Source organism: Alphaproteobacteria bacterium (genome assembly GCA_037200005.1).
Classification (GTDB): domain Bacteria; phylum Pseudomonadota; class Alphaproteobacteria; order UBA9219; family RFNS01; genus JBBCGY01.
The window spans coordinates 1,765,189-1,780,603 of sequence record JBBCGY010000001.1; the positions used below are offsets into that span (position 1 = coordinate 1,765,189).

Sequence of the window (15,415 nt, forward strand, 5' to 3'; positions counted from 1 at the left end):
TTGGGGGTGGATTCTGAAATGCAGGACGCCGATTTGATTGCAATGAATACGACGCTATGCAACCGCCTGAAAATTTTTCAGAAGCTTGTCCCCAGGATTATCCACAGATTTTGCATTGCGGCATACCAAGGTATGTATTTGATCTATATGATCAAGTGGCGACGTTACCATCAGTCTTCGTCGTCGCTCTTTTCGTCTTCATCTACCTGCAGGGACGGGGCGACGATGGCGCGGGGATCGCGGTTGTATGCATGATAAAGCGCGGCGTCGGCGCTGTCGGGACGGGGCTGATCGGTGATGGTGGCGCGCAGCAGAATCACCAGTTCCGTCACCGAGCCGTTATTGTCGCGCGAGCGGCCCAGATTGCCGAGCACCGGCACCTCGTCGAAAAACGGCACGCCCGCGTCGTTGTTGATCGAACTATCCTGCATCAGCCCGCCCATGACGGCGACCTCGCCCGAATGCATCCGCAGCACGCTGTCCATCTCGCGCACCGCCAGCACCGGAATCTTGGAATCAATGGGCGCCGAGATGTTGCTCTGCGCCGCGTTCAGGCCGATGGACGGATCGCTGACCCTGTCGACTACGCGCGAGACAGTCGGGCGCAGCGTCAGCGTCACGTCCTGGGTCTCGAGATCGATGGAAGGCTGCACCGTCATGACGAGGCCGACCGGAACCGTGCGCGGCGTGCTGGTAAATACGGGTGTGCCGGAGACCGGAACGCCGCCGGTGGTGACGGTGGTGGGAAACTGCGCCGAGGTGGTGAAGTAAACCTCGTTGCGCGCCACCTTCAGCACCGCCGTCTGATTGTTGAGCGTGGTCAGGCGCGGCGCGGAAAGAACCCGCGTCGCGCCGAATTCGCGCACCAGATTGAGGATGGCAGCGAAATCCTTGGTGCTGTAGGTCGCGGTGAACAAGCCGTCGGTCGCCGTCGCCGCGGTCACGAACGGCGCGCCCGCCGCCGCCGGGCCGAACTTGGCCGCCGCGTTGAATCCCTGATCGAACAGGCTGCGCCAGTTGATGCCGGAGCGGTATTTGTCGCCCAGCTCGACCTCGACGATCCGCGCCTCGATCAGAACCTGGGCGCGCGCGAACCGCCGCGCCTCGCGGATGAAATGCTCGACGGCCTTCTGCTGCCGGCCGTTGGCGAAAACGGCGATCAGGCCGGTCTGGCGGTTGATGCTGAAACGGCCGTCCACGGGCGCGTCCTTGAGGGCGGGATTGCGCGCCTGTCCGGTCGCCGACAGGATATTGGCGAGATTTTTCTCTAGTTCGCCCCAGAAATCGGCGTTCGCCTCGCTCTTAACCTTGGCGGTGGAATTATTGTCGCCGTTGCCCGACCCGCCGCGCGCGCCGGTCGTGGTGACGCCGTTGCTCCCGGTCGAGGTCACGTCGGCGTCGAAAACATTGGTGGAAATCGCCACTTCGCTTTCGGTCTTGCGGCCTAGATTGAGATAGTCGATGCGGTAAGTCTTGGCATAAGGCTCGTCGAGCGTGACGCGCAGGAAACCGTCTTTCAGCTCATAGCGCAGCCCCGCAAGATCGCAGAGCCGCTCCAGCACCACCGTCAAGGGCTGCTGCCGCGCCGAGAAAATCACGCCGCCCGCCACGCGCGGATCGAGTTCGAGATTGAGCCGCGCGCTGCGCGCCAGTTCGACCAGCACGTCGCGCAGCGGCGCCTTGTCGGTGACGGCGATGGTCACCAGCTTTTCCGGCGGAGACGACGCGCCGGGCTGCGCCGCCGGCACGATAAGCTCCGGGATCGGCGGCGCGCCGGCATCATCTTTCGGCTGATATTCGTCCGCGACCGGGCGGTCGCGCAAGGCGCGATAATCCTTGCGGCTTAAATTCCCCGAAGGATCGATCTTGTCGTAACTCCCGAGACCGCAGCCCGGCAAAGCCAGCAGCGCGGCGAGACACAAGCACCATGAAGTATGAAAAAGTCTTGGCAAGAGCAGCACGCCCATTATACGACAGGTTGTGCCGCTAGGTTACATGGCTATGCAGGATTGTCAAAATCCAAACTATGTCACGGACGAATGTTCCAATCGCTGATCCGCCACGCGCCGCCGTCATGCGCGAGAACGCACAGGCCGCCGGTGGCGATTTTCGGCTTGTACCGGGCGCGAAAACCGGCCTCGTCGCCGGTCAAAGCGGGCGCGAAACGCGCGACCCCGTTGCTGGTAACGACAAGGATCGTTTTTCCGGCATGATCGCGCAGGATTTCCGCGCCGAAATCCAGCCAGCCTTGGCGCATCGCCGCCGGATCGGCCAGCCAGCCGTCGGGAACGACGCTGTCGTCCTCCCAGGCGCGCAAGGCGTCTTTGCCGAGGCGGGCGACGACATCGTCTTCAGGCAGGCCTTCATCCACGCCGTAATCGACTTCGTTGAAGACCCGGCGCGTTTCCGGCTTCGCGTCATAACCCGCCTCGGTCAGCGCGTAAGCCGCCGTCTCTTTCGCGCGCTTAAGCTCCGAGGTGAAAACCAGATCGGGCATGATCGCATGCTCGCGCAAATAAAGACCGAGCTTCTTCGCCTGCTCGACGCCGCTCGACGACAAGGGCAGATCGGTGCGCGCGCCGACGCGCAGGATCACGTCGCCGGAATCGAACGTGTTGCCGTGCCGGGCGATGAGCAGCGTGGTTGTCACGGCAGCAGCTCGCCATGCTTGGCGATCAGCGCCTCGGCGCGGGCGATGTCTTCGGGGCTGTCGACGCCCGACATGCTGGCGCGGCCGCGATAATCCACCGGCACGCAGCGGATTTTATAGCCATGTTCCAGCACCCGCAATTGCTCCAGCCCTTCGAGCTTTTCGTAATAGCCTTCGGGCAGCGTGACATACTTGTCCAGCATCGCGCGGCTATAGCCATAGATGCCGACATGACGCCAGACCGGAGAAAATTGTTCCTTGGCGCGCAGCGCTTCTTCCTTGCGCATGGTGGGCAAAATGGTCTTGGAGAACCAATGCGCCATGCCGGTCTGCCGGTCGAATACCGCGACGGTGCCGCTATGCGGCGTCGTCTTCTTGCTCTCGCGCAGCCGGTCGAGCGCTTCCCAGTTCATATTCGTCACCGGCGTCAAAACGTCGGCGGGCGCTTTGCGGTAGGCGTCGATCAGCCCGCCGATGAAATCAGGCGGCGTGAGAGGCGTGTCACCCTGCAAATTAATCACGAAATCGGGCGAGGATGCCAATTGGGCGACGGCGGCATGAACCCTATCGGTGCCGGTGGGACATTCGGGCGGGGTCATGACGGCATCGACGCCAATCTCGGCGGCATGGGCGGCAATGCGCGGGTCGTCGGTGGCGACAACGATGTTAACCAACGGGTCGCCGTTCGCGGCGACTTTGGCGATAGCGGCAACGCGCGCCAGCATGGTGCGGCCCGCGATCATCGCGAGCGGCTTGCCCGGCAGGCGGGTGGAACCCCAGCGGGCGGGAATGATGATGGCTGTTTTCATAATGAAAGTATCCTGTGGCCGTTCAAGAGTTGCGATGAAAGTATTTTGTGAAAGGGAATTTATCGGGTATTTTCATAAAGTACGAAAAACATAATAGAAAGGCCGGATTTTGAAATATCCATCTTTTAAAGCCGCTGCCGTGGCAATAGCGCTTGCTGCCCCATCCCTGGCCAAAGCCCAGACTGCTGCGCCCGCACCCGCGCCGTCGGCCCAAACTCCGCCTCAACCCGCACCGCCACCGCCGCCTCAAGCCGCGCCGCCGCCTGCGCCGCCAGCCCAGGCTGCGCCTGAAACTGAAGTTCAAGTTGCTGTTGAACCGCCGCCGCCCTCCGCGCCCCGCGCTACCTATGCGGGATCGAGCTGGATAACGGTGACCGCGGCTTCTTTTCAGCCCGGCTCACAGGGATCGAAGGGCGGCTTCATGCTGCTGCCAGGCATTGGCGTCGAAAGCAGATTCAAGGATTGGACCCTTGCCCTCGGCGTGCGTTACGAAGGCTCGCATACGCAGGGTTATTACCAAAATGTGACCTATTGCGATTATAATTACTATTGCTCGACGCAGCCGGTATATCGCGAACGGACCATCATCGACGGCGCTCTTTACGGCGGCGTCGCCTATACGCCGCTGCATATCGGCCCGCTGGCCGGGGTCAATCTGCATCTCGGCGCCTTCGTCGGGCTGGATAGCGGCTTTCAGAGCAACAATCCCATGCGCCCGTTCATCGGCGGCGGTTTTGCCGCCATCGAAGGCCGGAATTTCGGTGTCAATCTGCTGCTGACTCCGCCCATCCCGCCGCCGAAAGACGATCCGTCGCGGGAAGGCGCGCCCTTCAGCATCGGCATTCAGCTTAAATTCGGCGGCCCGACATACATTCACCGCCACGGCGCCTCGGCGCCTCCGCCCCAGCCGTAAGCGTCCGGGCGGACAGCTTAAGCCGCCCGGTCGTCGTCCATCATATCGCCGAGCTTGTCGATCAGATATTCGATGTCTTCCTGCTGCATGTCCTCGAACTGCGTGAGGATGCGCTCGATCACCGTGCAGCGATAGCGTTCCATATCGTTCTCGCCGCCGTCAAGCTCGGTTTCGCGCACGACGTCCATCGCCACGCGCACGGCGGGCAAAAGGCGCGGCGGCAAGCCGGATTTGTCATACAGCGCCTTAAGGCCGAGCCGCCCCGCATCGTGAATCAGGATGCGGGCATTGACCAGCGGCACGTTGGACATCACGGCGATGGAAGCCTCGAAGAACGCCATATCGCCCATGCATAGCGCGCGCAGCACCAGCGACGGCGTCAGCCTTTTGTTGCGGTAAAGCTGAACCACCAGCTTTTCGACATCGGTTTCCGAGGATTGCGAGACCAGATTGATCGTCGCGCGCTCGCGGCTTTGCAGCACCATGTCGGCCGCCATCGCGGGCGACAATTCGTGATGCGTGACCAGATAATCCCGCAGTTTTTCCGATACCCTGACCACCAGGCGCTCGGCGACCGTCACCGGCAATTTCTCGCGCTTGACCAAAGGATCCTGCACGGCTTCGCTTTCGGGGAAACGGTCGATAGCCTTGTTGAGGCTGCCGTCACCGATTTGCGCGCCGCTATTGCCGACCAGCGTCGCCACCACTTTCTCGGTGCCGCGATCCACCAGCGCGTCGGATACGACCGGCGAAACTTCCGGACGGCCGGCGATGGCATTGTGCTTGCTCTCGGAATTTTCGCCCTGAACGATGGAGATCAGATCGCTGTCGGTCAGAATCAGGCAATCTTCGAGAACCGGCAGCGCCACCCGGTCCACGTCCCGGGCGAGTTGCAATGCCACGTCATGCGGCAAACGCTGCGCCTTGCGCAGGCTGAGAGACAGCGACTCGCGCACCGACACGGCGACATCCTTGGCCAGCACCCGGATAACGTCCTGCGCCAGCTCGACTTCGCGCTCGGTCAAGCGCGGGCTATCGAGATCGAGGCCGATCTTGGACGCCACCTCCGCCCGGGCGGAGGGGGCGGGATTGGTCAAAAGCTTTGCGACGTCGGCTTGTGAAAGTTGGGTCGTCATTTTCACCTTGGACATAGGGCGGCTTTGCTCGCCGCCATAGGCTTTATCACCAGGGGGCTTTGTCACGCGAAGCCTAACATACCATTCAATATCGCCAATAAAGCTTTGCGTTTCGTTAAAATTCAGTAAAATTAGGTATAAGTCGGTAACCAGTAAGAAAATGCTCCGCCTTCCCACTCCCCCATCCATCGTCTCGTTTCCGCCATGACCATCGATCTTAAACAGCATATTCGCGGCATTCCCGATTTTCCGAAGCCGGGGATCATGTTTTACGACATCTCGACGCTGCTGGTGCATGCCGGAGCATGGCGGACGGCGATCAACCGGATGACCGAGGCGCTGCGCCCCGACAAGCCCGATCTTCTGGTCGGAATCGACGCGCGCGGATTTCTGCTCGCCTCCCCTTTGGCCATCGCGCTCGGCACCGGCTTCGTCATGGTGCGCAAGCGCGGCAAATTGCCGGGCAAGACCGTCCCCTACGATTACAGCCTGGAATACGGCACCAACACGATCGAGATTCAGGAAGACGGGATCGCCAAAGGCCAGCGCGTGGTCATTCTCGACGACTTGCTGGCGACGGGCGGAACGGCAGCGGCGGCGGTCGCGCTATGCCGCCATGTCGGGGCGGAAGTCGTGCGCGCGGCCTTCGTTATCGAATTGAACTTCCTTGGCGGCCGCCAAAAGCTCGACGTGCCGGTGACGAGCCTCGTGCGGTACGACGAATAAAACTACGCGAATTCCGACATCGACAGGAACTGCCTGAGCCGCTCGGTCTTGGGCTGCAGCAGGATTCCGGCATTGCCGGTTTCCTCGACGCGCCCGCCGCTCATGAAAATCACCTGATCCGCCGCGCGCTTGGCGAAGCCGAGATGATGGGTGATCAGAAAGACGCCGATATTCCGTTCCTTCAGATGCGAAAGCTTTTCGAGAATGCGCCCGGTCTGCTCGACATCGAGCGCCGAGGTGATCTCGTCGAGCAGCACATAGCGCGGGTTGAGGATCAAGGCCCGCGCGAGGGCGGCGCGCTGGCGCTGCCCGACCGAAGCCTCGTTAGGGTGCCGGTCGACGAAATGCTCCATCTCGAACAGCTTGATGAAATCATCGATGTCGCGCTCGGCATGGGGATTGCGGTTGCGCGCGGGCAGCATGATGTTCTCGCGCAAAGTGAGATGCGGCCATAGGAACAAGGACTGGAACACCGCCGTCATCTCGGGCCAGGGCGGCGCGATCTTCTGCCCCTTGGCCAGCGGAAAATGAAACGTCTTGCCGTCGATGGCGATGCTGCCGCCGTCGGGATAATCCAGCAGCGCCAGCGCGCGCAGCAGCGTGGTCTTGCCGGTGCCGGACGGGCCGATCACGCACACGATCTCGCCCGGCGCGATGGCGATATCGACGCCGCGCAGCACATGCTTGCCGCCGAAGGATTTATGAAGATCGGTCGCGGTGAGCATTACTGAGGAACTTCGTAGGGTTTGGCGACGAAGTAATAAGAGTCCTTTTCCGGAATCCATTTCTCCAGAACCGGATTGACAGCATTGGTATTGTGCATCATCGCGGTCGCACTATTGATCATGGCGAGCAGTTTGCCGTCGTCCTTCATGGCCCCATAGCCGATCGGATAAACCGCCACGGGCGCATCGGGCGCAAAAGCGCTCAGGCCCGGCTTGTTGTTCTTGTTGAAATTATGCACCGTGCCGGGATCGATGATGGCGACATCGGCCTTGCCAGTGTTGATGTCCGTCATCATCATGCTGGGATCGGATGTGGCCGGCAGCGTCCTCAGCTTCGCCTTCGGGTAGAACAGCCCCACGAGGCTGACGCTCAAATCGCCGTCGAGACCCACGAACGTCACGTCTGGAGAGTTCAATTCCTCCAGCTTATGAAAGCGCTTGTTGTCCTGGCGGACATAGGCATGCACCGGGACGTAAAATAGCGGATCGGCGAAATCAATGAATTTGATCATCGAGAAAACATAAGGCCCGTCATTCACCGCGACATCGCAGCGTCCGCTCTTCAACTCCTCGACCTCGGTGCCGACGCCGGGCAGCTCGACCCACTCGACTTTCAGCCCAAGAAGATTGGCGAAGATTTTCATATGATCGGCGGCGACGCCGGATATTTCCCCGGTGTTCGGGTCTTTGATCTGATAGGGCGGCCAGACCGAATATCCCGCCTTGATGGTTCCGGTGCGCATCACGCGCTCGTAGGCGGACTCTTTCTTGTCTTGCGCCGCAGCGGGCAGCGCCGCGATCAGAACCAGCAGGCAGATGGAAAGAAATTTTCTCATTTCGCCGGCTCATAGGGTTTGGCGACGCGCAGGAATTGGCCGGATTCCGATTCCCATTTTTTCATCATGCGGTCGATGCTGCCGTCATTGTTCATCTCATCGATAGCCGTATCGAGGAAGTCCTTGAGCGCCCATTCGCCGCGCCCTACGGCAAGCGTGAAAGATTGCAACTTCACCGGATGGGCAGGATCGACCAGCCGCAGCTTGACGGGATTGTTTTTATTATAAGCAATCTCGCCGTTGCGATCCATAAGAATGGCGTCGGCCTTCTTCGTGACGATGTCCTGCAGCATGGTGGGACCATCGACGCCCGCCATCACGTTGTGGATTTTGGCCTGCGGAAAAACATCGGGGGTCGTGCTGAGAAAATCGCCCCCGTCCTGCATGATGAAAGTGACGTCGGGCTTGTTCAGGCGCGCAAGGTCGTTGTCCTTGAAACGCTCATCATCGGCCCGCACCATCGGCGAGAGGCCGGAATACAGGAAGGGGACGGTAAAAGCCGCTCCCTTGGCCGTGCTCGCGCCCGGAAACATAGGCGTGCAAACGGCATCGAAGCGCCTGGACTGGAGCGCCGGCGCCCAGTTGCCGAAGGTCACCTCTTCCGTCCATTCGATCTTGAGCGAGGCTCGCTTGGCGATGGCGTTCATCATGTCGATTGAGAAGCCCGATAGTTCCTTGGCGTTGGGATCGCGATAGGTCACTGGCGGAAATACATAATAGCCGCATTTCAAAACTCCCGTCCGCATCACGCGGTCGAAAGCGGATTCTTTCGCGTCTTCCGCGACGGCGGGAAAGGTAACCAGAACCAGCAAGCAGGCGATAAGGAATTTTTTCATTGCTCAATGCTCCGACATATTGCGGGTGAATCGTTTCTTGAGCCAATAGGCGAAGCCGTTGACGGGCAAGCATACGGCCAGGAAGAACACGCCGAGCGCGGTATAGATTTCCACGGGGCGGTATATCTGCGCGTTGATGCGCTGCGCGACGCGGAACAGCTCCTCGACGGAAATCAGGCTCGAAAACAGCGAGGCGTGCAGCATCGAAACCTGCAACAGCAACAACGGCGGCATGACCTCGCGCAGGATCAGCGGCAGCTGGATGCGCAGCACGGTCTGCCGGCGTGTCAGGCCGGTCACCTTGGCCGCGAACAGATATTGCTTGGGAAAATCGTTCAGCGCGCCGCGAACGATATCGGCCACGCAGAAAATATTGATGACGGAAAGCGTGAAGGCCGACGTATAGAACGGGTCGATGACGACGTTGAACATCGCCTGCACCGGATAATGCAGCCAGAACAAGAAGACCAGCAGCGGCACCGCGCCGAGAAGGAAGGAAAACAGCCGCGACGGCGCGCCGACCCATAGCGGCTGCTGCGCGCCCGCCAATCCCAGCGCCGCGCCAAGGACGATGCCGCTGATCCATATTATCGCGCAAAGCTGCAGCGTGACGGCAAGACCGCCCAGAAAGGCGGTATGATAATTGATAAGGATATCCAGAACCGACATGAGCCGCGCTTAATCCAGGAAGGCTGAAAATATCATGAGCTGCCTATTGGCGTCAGCAATTATGGCAGGACTCTTTGCTAATCTCAACCATTGCTGGTAACCAAGGGTCGAAATTCGGTTCCCCGTTATATTCATCGAGTCATGGTCGCACGTATCCATACCGTCGCTTTTTCCGGCACCGACGTGCTGGCCATCGATACCCAGGTGCAGACGCTGCCCGGCCAGGTCGTGTTCACCATCGTCGGCCTGCCCGACAAGGCAGTGGCCGAAAGCCGCGAGCGGGTGCGCGGCGCGCTGCATGCGCTCGGCCTCGCCTTGCCCGCCAAGCGCCTCACCGTCAATCTCGCCCCGGCGGACGTGCTGAAAGAAGGCAGCCATTTCGATCTGCCGATCGCGCTTGGCGTGCTGACCGCGATGGATATCCTGCCGCGCGAGGAAATGGCGGGCTATGTCGCACTCGGCGAACTGGCGCTCGACGGCTCCCTGACCGGCGTCGCCGGGATTCTTCCCGCCGCCGTCCATGCTAATGCGGGCGGGCGCGGGCTGATCTGCCCGGCAAAGAACGGCGGCGAGGCGGCATGGGCGGGAGAGATCGACATTCTCGCGCCCGCCAATCTTCTGGCGCTGATCAATCATTTCAAGGGCACGCAAATCCTGGCGCGGCCCACGCCGGAAATACAGGATCGCGGCGGCGTCCATCATGCCGATTTGCGCGACATCAAGGGACAGGAAACCGCCAAGCGCGCGCTGGAAGTCGTGGCGGCGGGCGGCCATAACCTGTTGATGATCGGCCCGCCCGGCTCGGGCAAGAGCATGCTCGCGGCACGGCTGCCGGGCATCCTGCCGCCTTTGTCGCCCGCCGAGGCGCTGGAAGTGTCGATGATCCATTCGCTCGCGGGGCTGCTGGAAGGCGGCAAGCTCCTGCACCGCCGCCCGTTCCGCGATCCGCATCATTCGGCGACGCAGCCCGCGCTGATCGGCGGCGGGATTCGCGCCAAGCCGGGCGAGATATCGCTGGCGCACCATGGGGTCCTGTTTCTCGACGAATTGCCGGAGTTCCAGCGGCCCACGCTCGAAGCCTTGCGCCAGCCCATCGAATCGGGCCGCGCCGTGGTCGCGCGCGCCAATCATCATGTGACCTATCCCGCGCGCTTTCAGCTTGTCGCCGCGATGAATCCGTGCCGCTGCGGCTATATCGACGATCCGGCGCAGGGCTGCGGCCGCGCGCCGAAATGCGGCCAGGATTATCAGACCAGGATTTCCGGCCCTCTGCTCGACCGCGTGGACTGCCAGGTGGAAGTCGGCGCGGTCAGCATCGAGGAGCTCGGCCTGCCGCCAGCGCGCGAGGATTCCGCGGCGGTCGCCAAAAGGGTCGCGGCGGCCCGCGCCATTCAGGCCGAGCGATACCAGTCGCACAAAACCTCGAGCGGCCAGCAGATTCGTACCAATGCCGAGACCGAAGGCGAATTGCTGGAAAAAGCCGCGGCGCCCGATCAGGACGGGCGCAATTTGCTGCAAACCGCCGCGGAGCGTCTTAAATTATCCGCGCGCGGCTATCACCGCGTGCTGAAAGTCGCGCGCACGCTTGCCGATTTGGGGGAAGAAGATACCGTCCGCCGCGTCCATATCGCCGAAGCGCTGACCTACCGCCGGTTAGGGTCTGGGCCCTAACGGCTTCTCTATAATCATTATAAAAACGCGAACCAAGAATCCGCAATCGTGAATAGCAAACGGTTCTTTTCTTATATACAATTAGGATGCATCTATGTTACGCATCGCTGAACTAATAACACTATGATACAAACATAGGGCGTGCGAAGTGCAAAAAAAATAACATGCGGTGAAACGACATGCGCGACAGTTCCAGGGCGAAACGGCCATTACCGGATCGAAATAAAAACGGACATGGATGCGACTTCATCAGCCGCAATATTCGTGTTTGCGGAAGACGGACCTCGATCCGCCTGGAACGCGCGATGTGGCAAGCTCTCGAAGACATCAGCGCCCGCGAATCGGTGGCGATTCGCGATTTATGCAGCATCGTCGATGAACGGCGGCGCGGCAATAATCTTACCGCGGCCGTCCGCCTTTTTATCATCGGCTATTTTCGCATTGCGGCGATGGGCGCCAATCCCTTGCCGCCGCTGCCCACGACCTATACTTCGCCGCCGCCATCACCGCCGCCGCCTAAACCGAAGACAAGCTTCTCGGACAACTATCTCGGCCCTCTCGTGATCGCCGCGATCATAGCGCTCGAATAGATCTTTGGGCTGACCCAAGAACCTGTTTAGAATCTTGTCAGGCCGAGGCGAAAATGGGGGTTTTTCAAGCTTTCGGGCGCAGCGTATTCAACATACGTGAGCACCGAAAGTTTGAAAAAGTTCCATTTGCAGCCCGGCATCACAAGATTATAACAGGTTCTAGGCTGCCTTCAGTTCCATGCGCCTGAGCGGCGGCATATAGAGCAAAAGCGCGGCCGCGACATAAATCGACGAATAGGTGCCGACCAGAACGCCCCATGCCAAGGCGAGAGAGAAATTCAGCATGGCCTGTCCGCCGAACAGAATCAGCGGCAGCAAGGCAAGCAGCGTCGTTCCCGCCGTCATGATCGTACGCGACAATGTCTGATTGACCGACGCGTTGATGACGGCGCGAAGGTTTTCGGTCTTGTGCCGCCTGATGGTTTCCCGGATACGGTCGAATACCACGACGGTATCGTTGATCGAATAGCCCGCGAGCGTAAGCAGCGCCGCGATCGCCGTGAGATTGAAGTCCAGCTGCAGCACGGCGAACAGCCCGACCGTCACGAACACGTCATGCATGGCGGCCATCAGGACGGCGACACCGAACTGCCATTCGAAACGGAAAACGACATAGAGCGCGATCGCCAGCATCGCGAACAGAACCGCGAGCAGCCCGGCCCGCAGCAATTCCGCACCGATGGTCGGCCCGACCACTTCGACTCGCCGGTATTCATAGCCCGGCCCGAGCTTGGCGCGCACCTTCTCGATGGCGGCCATTTGCGTGCTGTCATCCGCCGCCTGGCCCGCCGGATGACCTTCCGCCTGCCCCCCCGCCTGGCGCTGAATGCGGATCAGCACGTCGCGCGGGCTGCCGAATTCCTGCAAGGATATTTCGCCGAGATGGAGGCTTTCCAGATCGGCGCGCAGCGCCGTCACGTCGATCGTTTGCTTGGATTGGGCCTCGATCAGAATGCCGCCCTTGAAATCGATGCCGAGGTTAAGCCCCTGCACCGCAAGCGCCACGACCGTAATGAGCATCAACCCTATCGTCACGCCGAACGCCCACCAGCGTTTGGCGACGAAATCGACATTGGTATCGATTTTAACCCAGTGAATTGGCTTGAATTTCATGGCTATCGGCGATGGCTGTTTTGTGAAGCCAAGCTCAATACGCCATTATCGCGGTTTTGTCACCCCAGTCCGAATTTTCCGGTCGCGGCGGCGAAATCGTCCGAGAAATTCGGCCCGGTATGGATGATGGCGACGTCGGCAGGCAAATCGTGAAGCGGCTTGCGGTCCGCCTCGAGGCTGGTCATGACCGCCATCGGGCAGGCGCGGGTAGGCCGCATGATCTTGAGCGCCCGCACCAGTTCGACGCCGTTGATCGGCTCCATGACGATGGAGGCGATGATCATGCCGGGCACGACGCGCACCGCCTGCGCCAGCGCCTCGATGGGATCGTGCATCAGCACCGGGCGAAAGCCGCAGGCGGCCAGTTCCCCGCCCACCAGCTTGGCCGCCACGCGCGTCGGCGTGACCACCATGATCTCGATATGCTTGACCACGACGTCGCCGACATTGAAATCGTAGCGGGTGGGCAAATCCTGGATGAGCTGCTTGGCCTCTTCGGGATCGGGCTGGATCGCCCGCTCGGCCAGCGTCACCAGCAGATCGGCATAGGCCTGCAAATCGTCCAGCGTGCGCGGCTGGAACGCGGCGAGCCCCTGGAGATAGCCCTCCATGCGCTGCGCCACCATATTGACGACCGGAAAGCCGTAACCCGCCGCCGTGCCCTTCAAGCCCTGAATGTCGCGGTAAAGGGCGAGCAGCGCGGGCTCGTCCGGGATTTGCTTCGCTTTCGCAGCATTGATGGTCGCGTTGATTTTCGCCAGCCTGTCCGCCGCCTGATCGCGGAATTCGACCTGCAATTGGGCGTCAAAGCCTGCTTCGGAGAAATCTTGGGTCATGGACTAAATTTTCTAGAAGGCAAAACCTAAGCATTGGTTAAGGCAAATCTCGGAAAACAGACGCCCAATGACAGAAAGACAGGTGACAGCAGTTGAAGAAGCATCTATAGATTTTCTCTTCTGTCATCTGGCATCTGTTTTCTGACATCGGCATGCGCACCCGCCCCACAAAAATCGTCGCCACGCTTGGCCCCGCCAGCACCGATCCCGCCATCATCAAAAAACTGTTCCTGGCGGGAGCCGATGTGTTCCGTTTCAATTTCAGCCATGGCAGTCATGAAGATCATGCCGCGCGCATGGCCATCGTCCGAAACCTGGAAAAAGAAGTCGGCAGGCCCGTCTGCGTTCTGGCCGACTTGCAAGGGCCTAAGCTGCGCCTGGCCACGTTCAAAACCGGCAGCATCGACCTGATCGCGGGGCAGAAGCTGCGCCTCGACCTCGATCTCACCCAGGCGACGACAAGCGCGTCGGCCTGCCGCATCCTGAAATTCTTTCCGCCGTCACGCCCGACAGCGAGCTGCTGCTCGACGACGGCAAGGTGCGGCTGCGCGTGCTCAAGGTCGGCGGCGATTTCGCCGACACCGAGGTTATCGCGGGAACCAAGCTTTCCGACCGCAAGGGCGTCAACGTGCCCGGCGTGCTGCTGCCGCTTTCGGCGCTGACGGAAAAAGACCGCCGCGATCTTGACGCCGCCTTGAAGCTGGGCGCGGACTGGATCGCGCTTTCTTTCGTACAGCGCCCCGAAGACGTGATCGAAGCGCGCAAAATCATCGGCAACCGCGCGGCGATCATGGCGAAGCTCGAAAAGCCGTCGGCCATCACCACGCTTGAGGAAATCGTCGAAGTCTCCGACGGCGTCATGGTGGCGCGCGGCGATCTCGGCGTCGAGATGCCGCCCGAAGACGTTCCGGGGCTGCAAAAGCTCATCGTGCGCACGGCGCGCAAGCACGGCAAGCCGGTCATCGTCGCCACGCAGATGCTGGAGTCGATGATCACCAGCCCCGCGCCGACCCGCGCCGAAGCGTCCGACGTCGCGACCGCCGTCTTCGACGGTGCCGATGCCATCATGCTGTCGGCGGAAACCGCCAGCGGCAGCTACCCCATCGAGGCGGTGACGATGATGGACCGCATCGCGCGGCGCATTCATGTCGATCCGATCTACCGCACGACCAATCGCGCCTATCATCCCGATTTGCAGCATACGATGTCCGACGCGATCACCGCGGCGGCGCGGCAGGTGGTGGAAACCATCGACGCCGCCGCCATCGTGACCTATACGACATCCGCTCGACCACATGGCGCGCGGCGCGGGAACGCCCGGACGTGCCGATCCTGTCGCTGACGGCCAAGATCGAAACCGCGAGGAAACTAACCTTGAGCTTCGGCGTCCATGCCGTCCATACCGCCGACATCGCCGATTTCACCGAAATGGTGGAAAAAGCCGTCTCTATCGCCAAGCGCGACGGCTTCGCCAAGAGCGGCGCGAACCTCGTCATCACGGCGGGCGTCCCCTTCGGCACGTCCGGCAGCACCAATGTCCTGCGAATCGCAACCGTTGGGTAAAAAACTCATCGTCCTGTCCGGCTGTTCCGGCGGCGGAAAATCGACGCTTCTCGATGAACTCGGCAAAAACGGCCATACCGTCATGCCGGAAGCCGGCAGGGAAATCGTCAAGGAACAGCTGGCGATCAAGGGCGGCATCATGCCCTGGCAGAGCCCCCAGGCTTTTTGCGAATTGATCATCGCCAGATCGGTCGAGAAATTTCATCAGGCGGCGGAAGCGCCCGGACAGGACGGCCTGGTCTTCTTCGACCGGAGTTTTCTTGACGGCGTCGCCGGTTATCAAAGCTTGAAAATCGCGGACTCGGGAAAAATACGACCATCTCATCGATGATTGGCGATACC

The 15,415-nt window shown here is 60.8% G+C and carries 15 protein-coding genes and 1 pseudogene; 6 read left to right on the forward strand and 10 right to left on the reverse strand.

The window, feature by feature from the left end:
* Positions 1–170: 170 nt before the first annotated feature.
* From WDO70_09190 to WDO70_09200, 3 genes are all read right to left on the reverse strand, one after another.
* Positions 171–1,952 carry a secretin N-terminal domain-containing protein gene (locus tag WDO70_09190; GenBank protein ID MEJ0063357.1) on the reverse strand — a complete coding sequence of 594 codons (1,782 nt, stop codon included), beginning with the start codon at positions 1,950–1,952 and terminating at the stop codon, positions 171–173.
* A gap of 77 nt (positions 1,953–2,029) precedes the next feature.
* Positions 2,030–2,650, reverse strand: coding sequence for a histidine phosphatase family protein (locus tag WDO70_09195; GenBank protein MEJ0063358.1), 621 nt, complete (start codon positions 2,648–2,650; stop codon positions 2,030–2,032).
* Positions 2,647–3,459 carry a manno-octulosonate cytidylyltransferase gene (locus WDO70_09200; protein ID MEJ0063359.1) on the reverse strand — a complete coding sequence of 271 codons (813 nt, stop codon included), beginning with the start codon at positions 3,457–3,459 and terminating at the stop codon, positions 2,647–2,649. The genes WDO70_09195 and WDO70_09200 overlap by 4 nt, the downstream gene beginning before the upstream one ends.
* A 139-nt stretch (positions 3,460–3,598) precedes the next feature.
* On the opposite strand from WDO70_09200, the gene WDO70_09205 reads away from it, so the two are divergent.
* A complete protein-coding gene (locus tag WDO70_09205; GenBank protein ID MEJ0063360.1) occupies positions 3,599–4,372 on the forward strand; it encodes a hypothetical protein in 774 nt (257 codons plus the stop codon).
* Between the two features lie 17 nt (positions 4,373–4,389).
* Here WDO70_09205 and WDO70_09210 read toward each other — a convergent pair whose 3' ends face one another.
* Complete coding sequence (locus tag WDO70_09210; protein MEJ0063361.1) at positions 4,390–5,574, reverse strand: DUF2336 domain-containing protein; 1,185 nt, start codon at positions 5,572–5,574, stop codon at positions 4,390–4,392.
* Between the two features lie 144 nt (positions 5,575–5,718).
* On the opposite strand from WDO70_09210, the gene WDO70_09215 reads away from it, so the two are divergent.
* The gene (locus WDO70_09215) at positions 5,719–6,234 is read left to right on the forward strand and encodes an adenine phosphoribosyltransferase (GenBank protein ID MEJ0063362.1); all 516 of its coding nucleotides are present in this window, start codon (positions 5,719–5,721) and stop codon (positions 6,232–6,234) included.
* A 2-nt stretch (positions 6,235–6,236) separates the two neighbouring features.
* On the opposite strand, the gene WDO70_09220 is transcribed toward WDO70_09215, so the two are convergent.
* From WDO70_09220 to WDO70_09235, 4 genes are read right to left on the reverse strand one after another with little or no spacing between them, the layout of a single operon-like run.
* Entirely contained in the window at positions 6,237–6,959 is a 723-nt protein-coding gene (locus tag WDO70_09220) for an ATP-binding cassette domain-containing protein (protein MEJ0063363.1), read from the reverse strand.
* Positions 6,959–7,795 (reverse strand): transporter substrate-binding domain-containing protein, encoded by an 837-nt coding sequence (locus WDO70_09225; GenBank protein ID MEJ0063364.1) that lies wholly within the window; start codon positions 7,793–7,795, stop codon positions 6,959–6,961. The genes WDO70_09220 and WDO70_09225 overlap by 1 nt, the downstream gene beginning before the upstream one ends.
* Entirely contained in the window at positions 7,792–8,631 is an 840-nt protein-coding gene (locus WDO70_09230) for a transporter substrate-binding domain-containing protein (GenBank protein MEJ0063365.1), read from the reverse strand. Before WDO70_09230 ends, WDO70_09225 begins: the two co-directional genes overlap by 4 nt.
* A gap of 3 nt (positions 8,632–8,634) precedes the next feature.
* A complete protein-coding gene (locus WDO70_09235) occupies positions 8,635–9,300 on the reverse strand; it encodes an ABC transporter permease subunit (protein ID MEJ0063366.1) in 666 nt (221 codons plus the stop codon).
* A 141-nt stretch (positions 9,301–9,441) separates the two neighbouring features.
* Between WDO70_09235 and WDO70_09240 the strand changes: the two genes are divergently transcribed.
* Together WDO70_09240 and WDO70_09245 are read left to right on the forward strand one after the other, a co-directional pair.
* A complete protein-coding gene (locus WDO70_09240; protein ID MEJ0063367.1) occupies positions 9,442–10,971 on the forward strand; it encodes a YifB family Mg chelatase-like AAA ATPase in 1,530 nt (509 codons plus the stop codon).
* Between the two features lie 179 nt (positions 10,972–11,150).
* Entirely contained in the window at positions 11,151–11,561 is a 411-nt protein-coding gene (locus tag WDO70_09245) for a ribbon-helix-helix domain-containing protein (protein ID MEJ0063368.1), read from the forward strand.
* 159 nt (positions 11,562–11,720) lie between these two features.
* On the opposite strand, the gene secF is transcribed toward WDO70_09245, so the two are convergent.
* Both secF and WDO70_09255 read right to left on the reverse strand, forming a co-directional pair.
* The gene (gene secF / locus WDO70_09250; GenBank protein MEJ0063369.1) at positions 11,721–12,674 is read right to left on the reverse strand and encodes a protein translocase subunit SecF; all 954 of its coding nucleotides are present in this window, start codon (positions 12,672–12,674) and stop codon (positions 11,721–11,723) included.
* Positions 12,675–12,733: 59 nt separating this feature from the next.
* A complete protein-coding gene (locus tag WDO70_09255; protein MEJ0063370.1) occupies positions 12,734–13,510 on the reverse strand; it encodes a hypothetical protein in 777 nt (258 codons plus the stop codon).
* Between the two features lie 152 nt (positions 13,511–13,662).
* Here WDO70_09255 and pyk point away from each other — a divergent pair.
* Positions 13,663–15,073, forward strand: a pseudogene (pyk, locus tag WDO70_09260) (pyruvate kinase).
* Positions 15,066–15,404 carry an AAA family ATPase gene (locus WDO70_09265; protein ID MEJ0063371.1) on the forward strand — a complete coding sequence of 113 codons (339 nt, stop codon included), beginning with the start codon at positions 15,066–15,068 and terminating at the stop codon, positions 15,402–15,404. Before pyk ends, WDO70_09265 begins: the two are co-directional and overlap by 8 nt.
* The last annotated feature ends 11 nt before the right edge of the window (positions 15,405–15,415 follow it).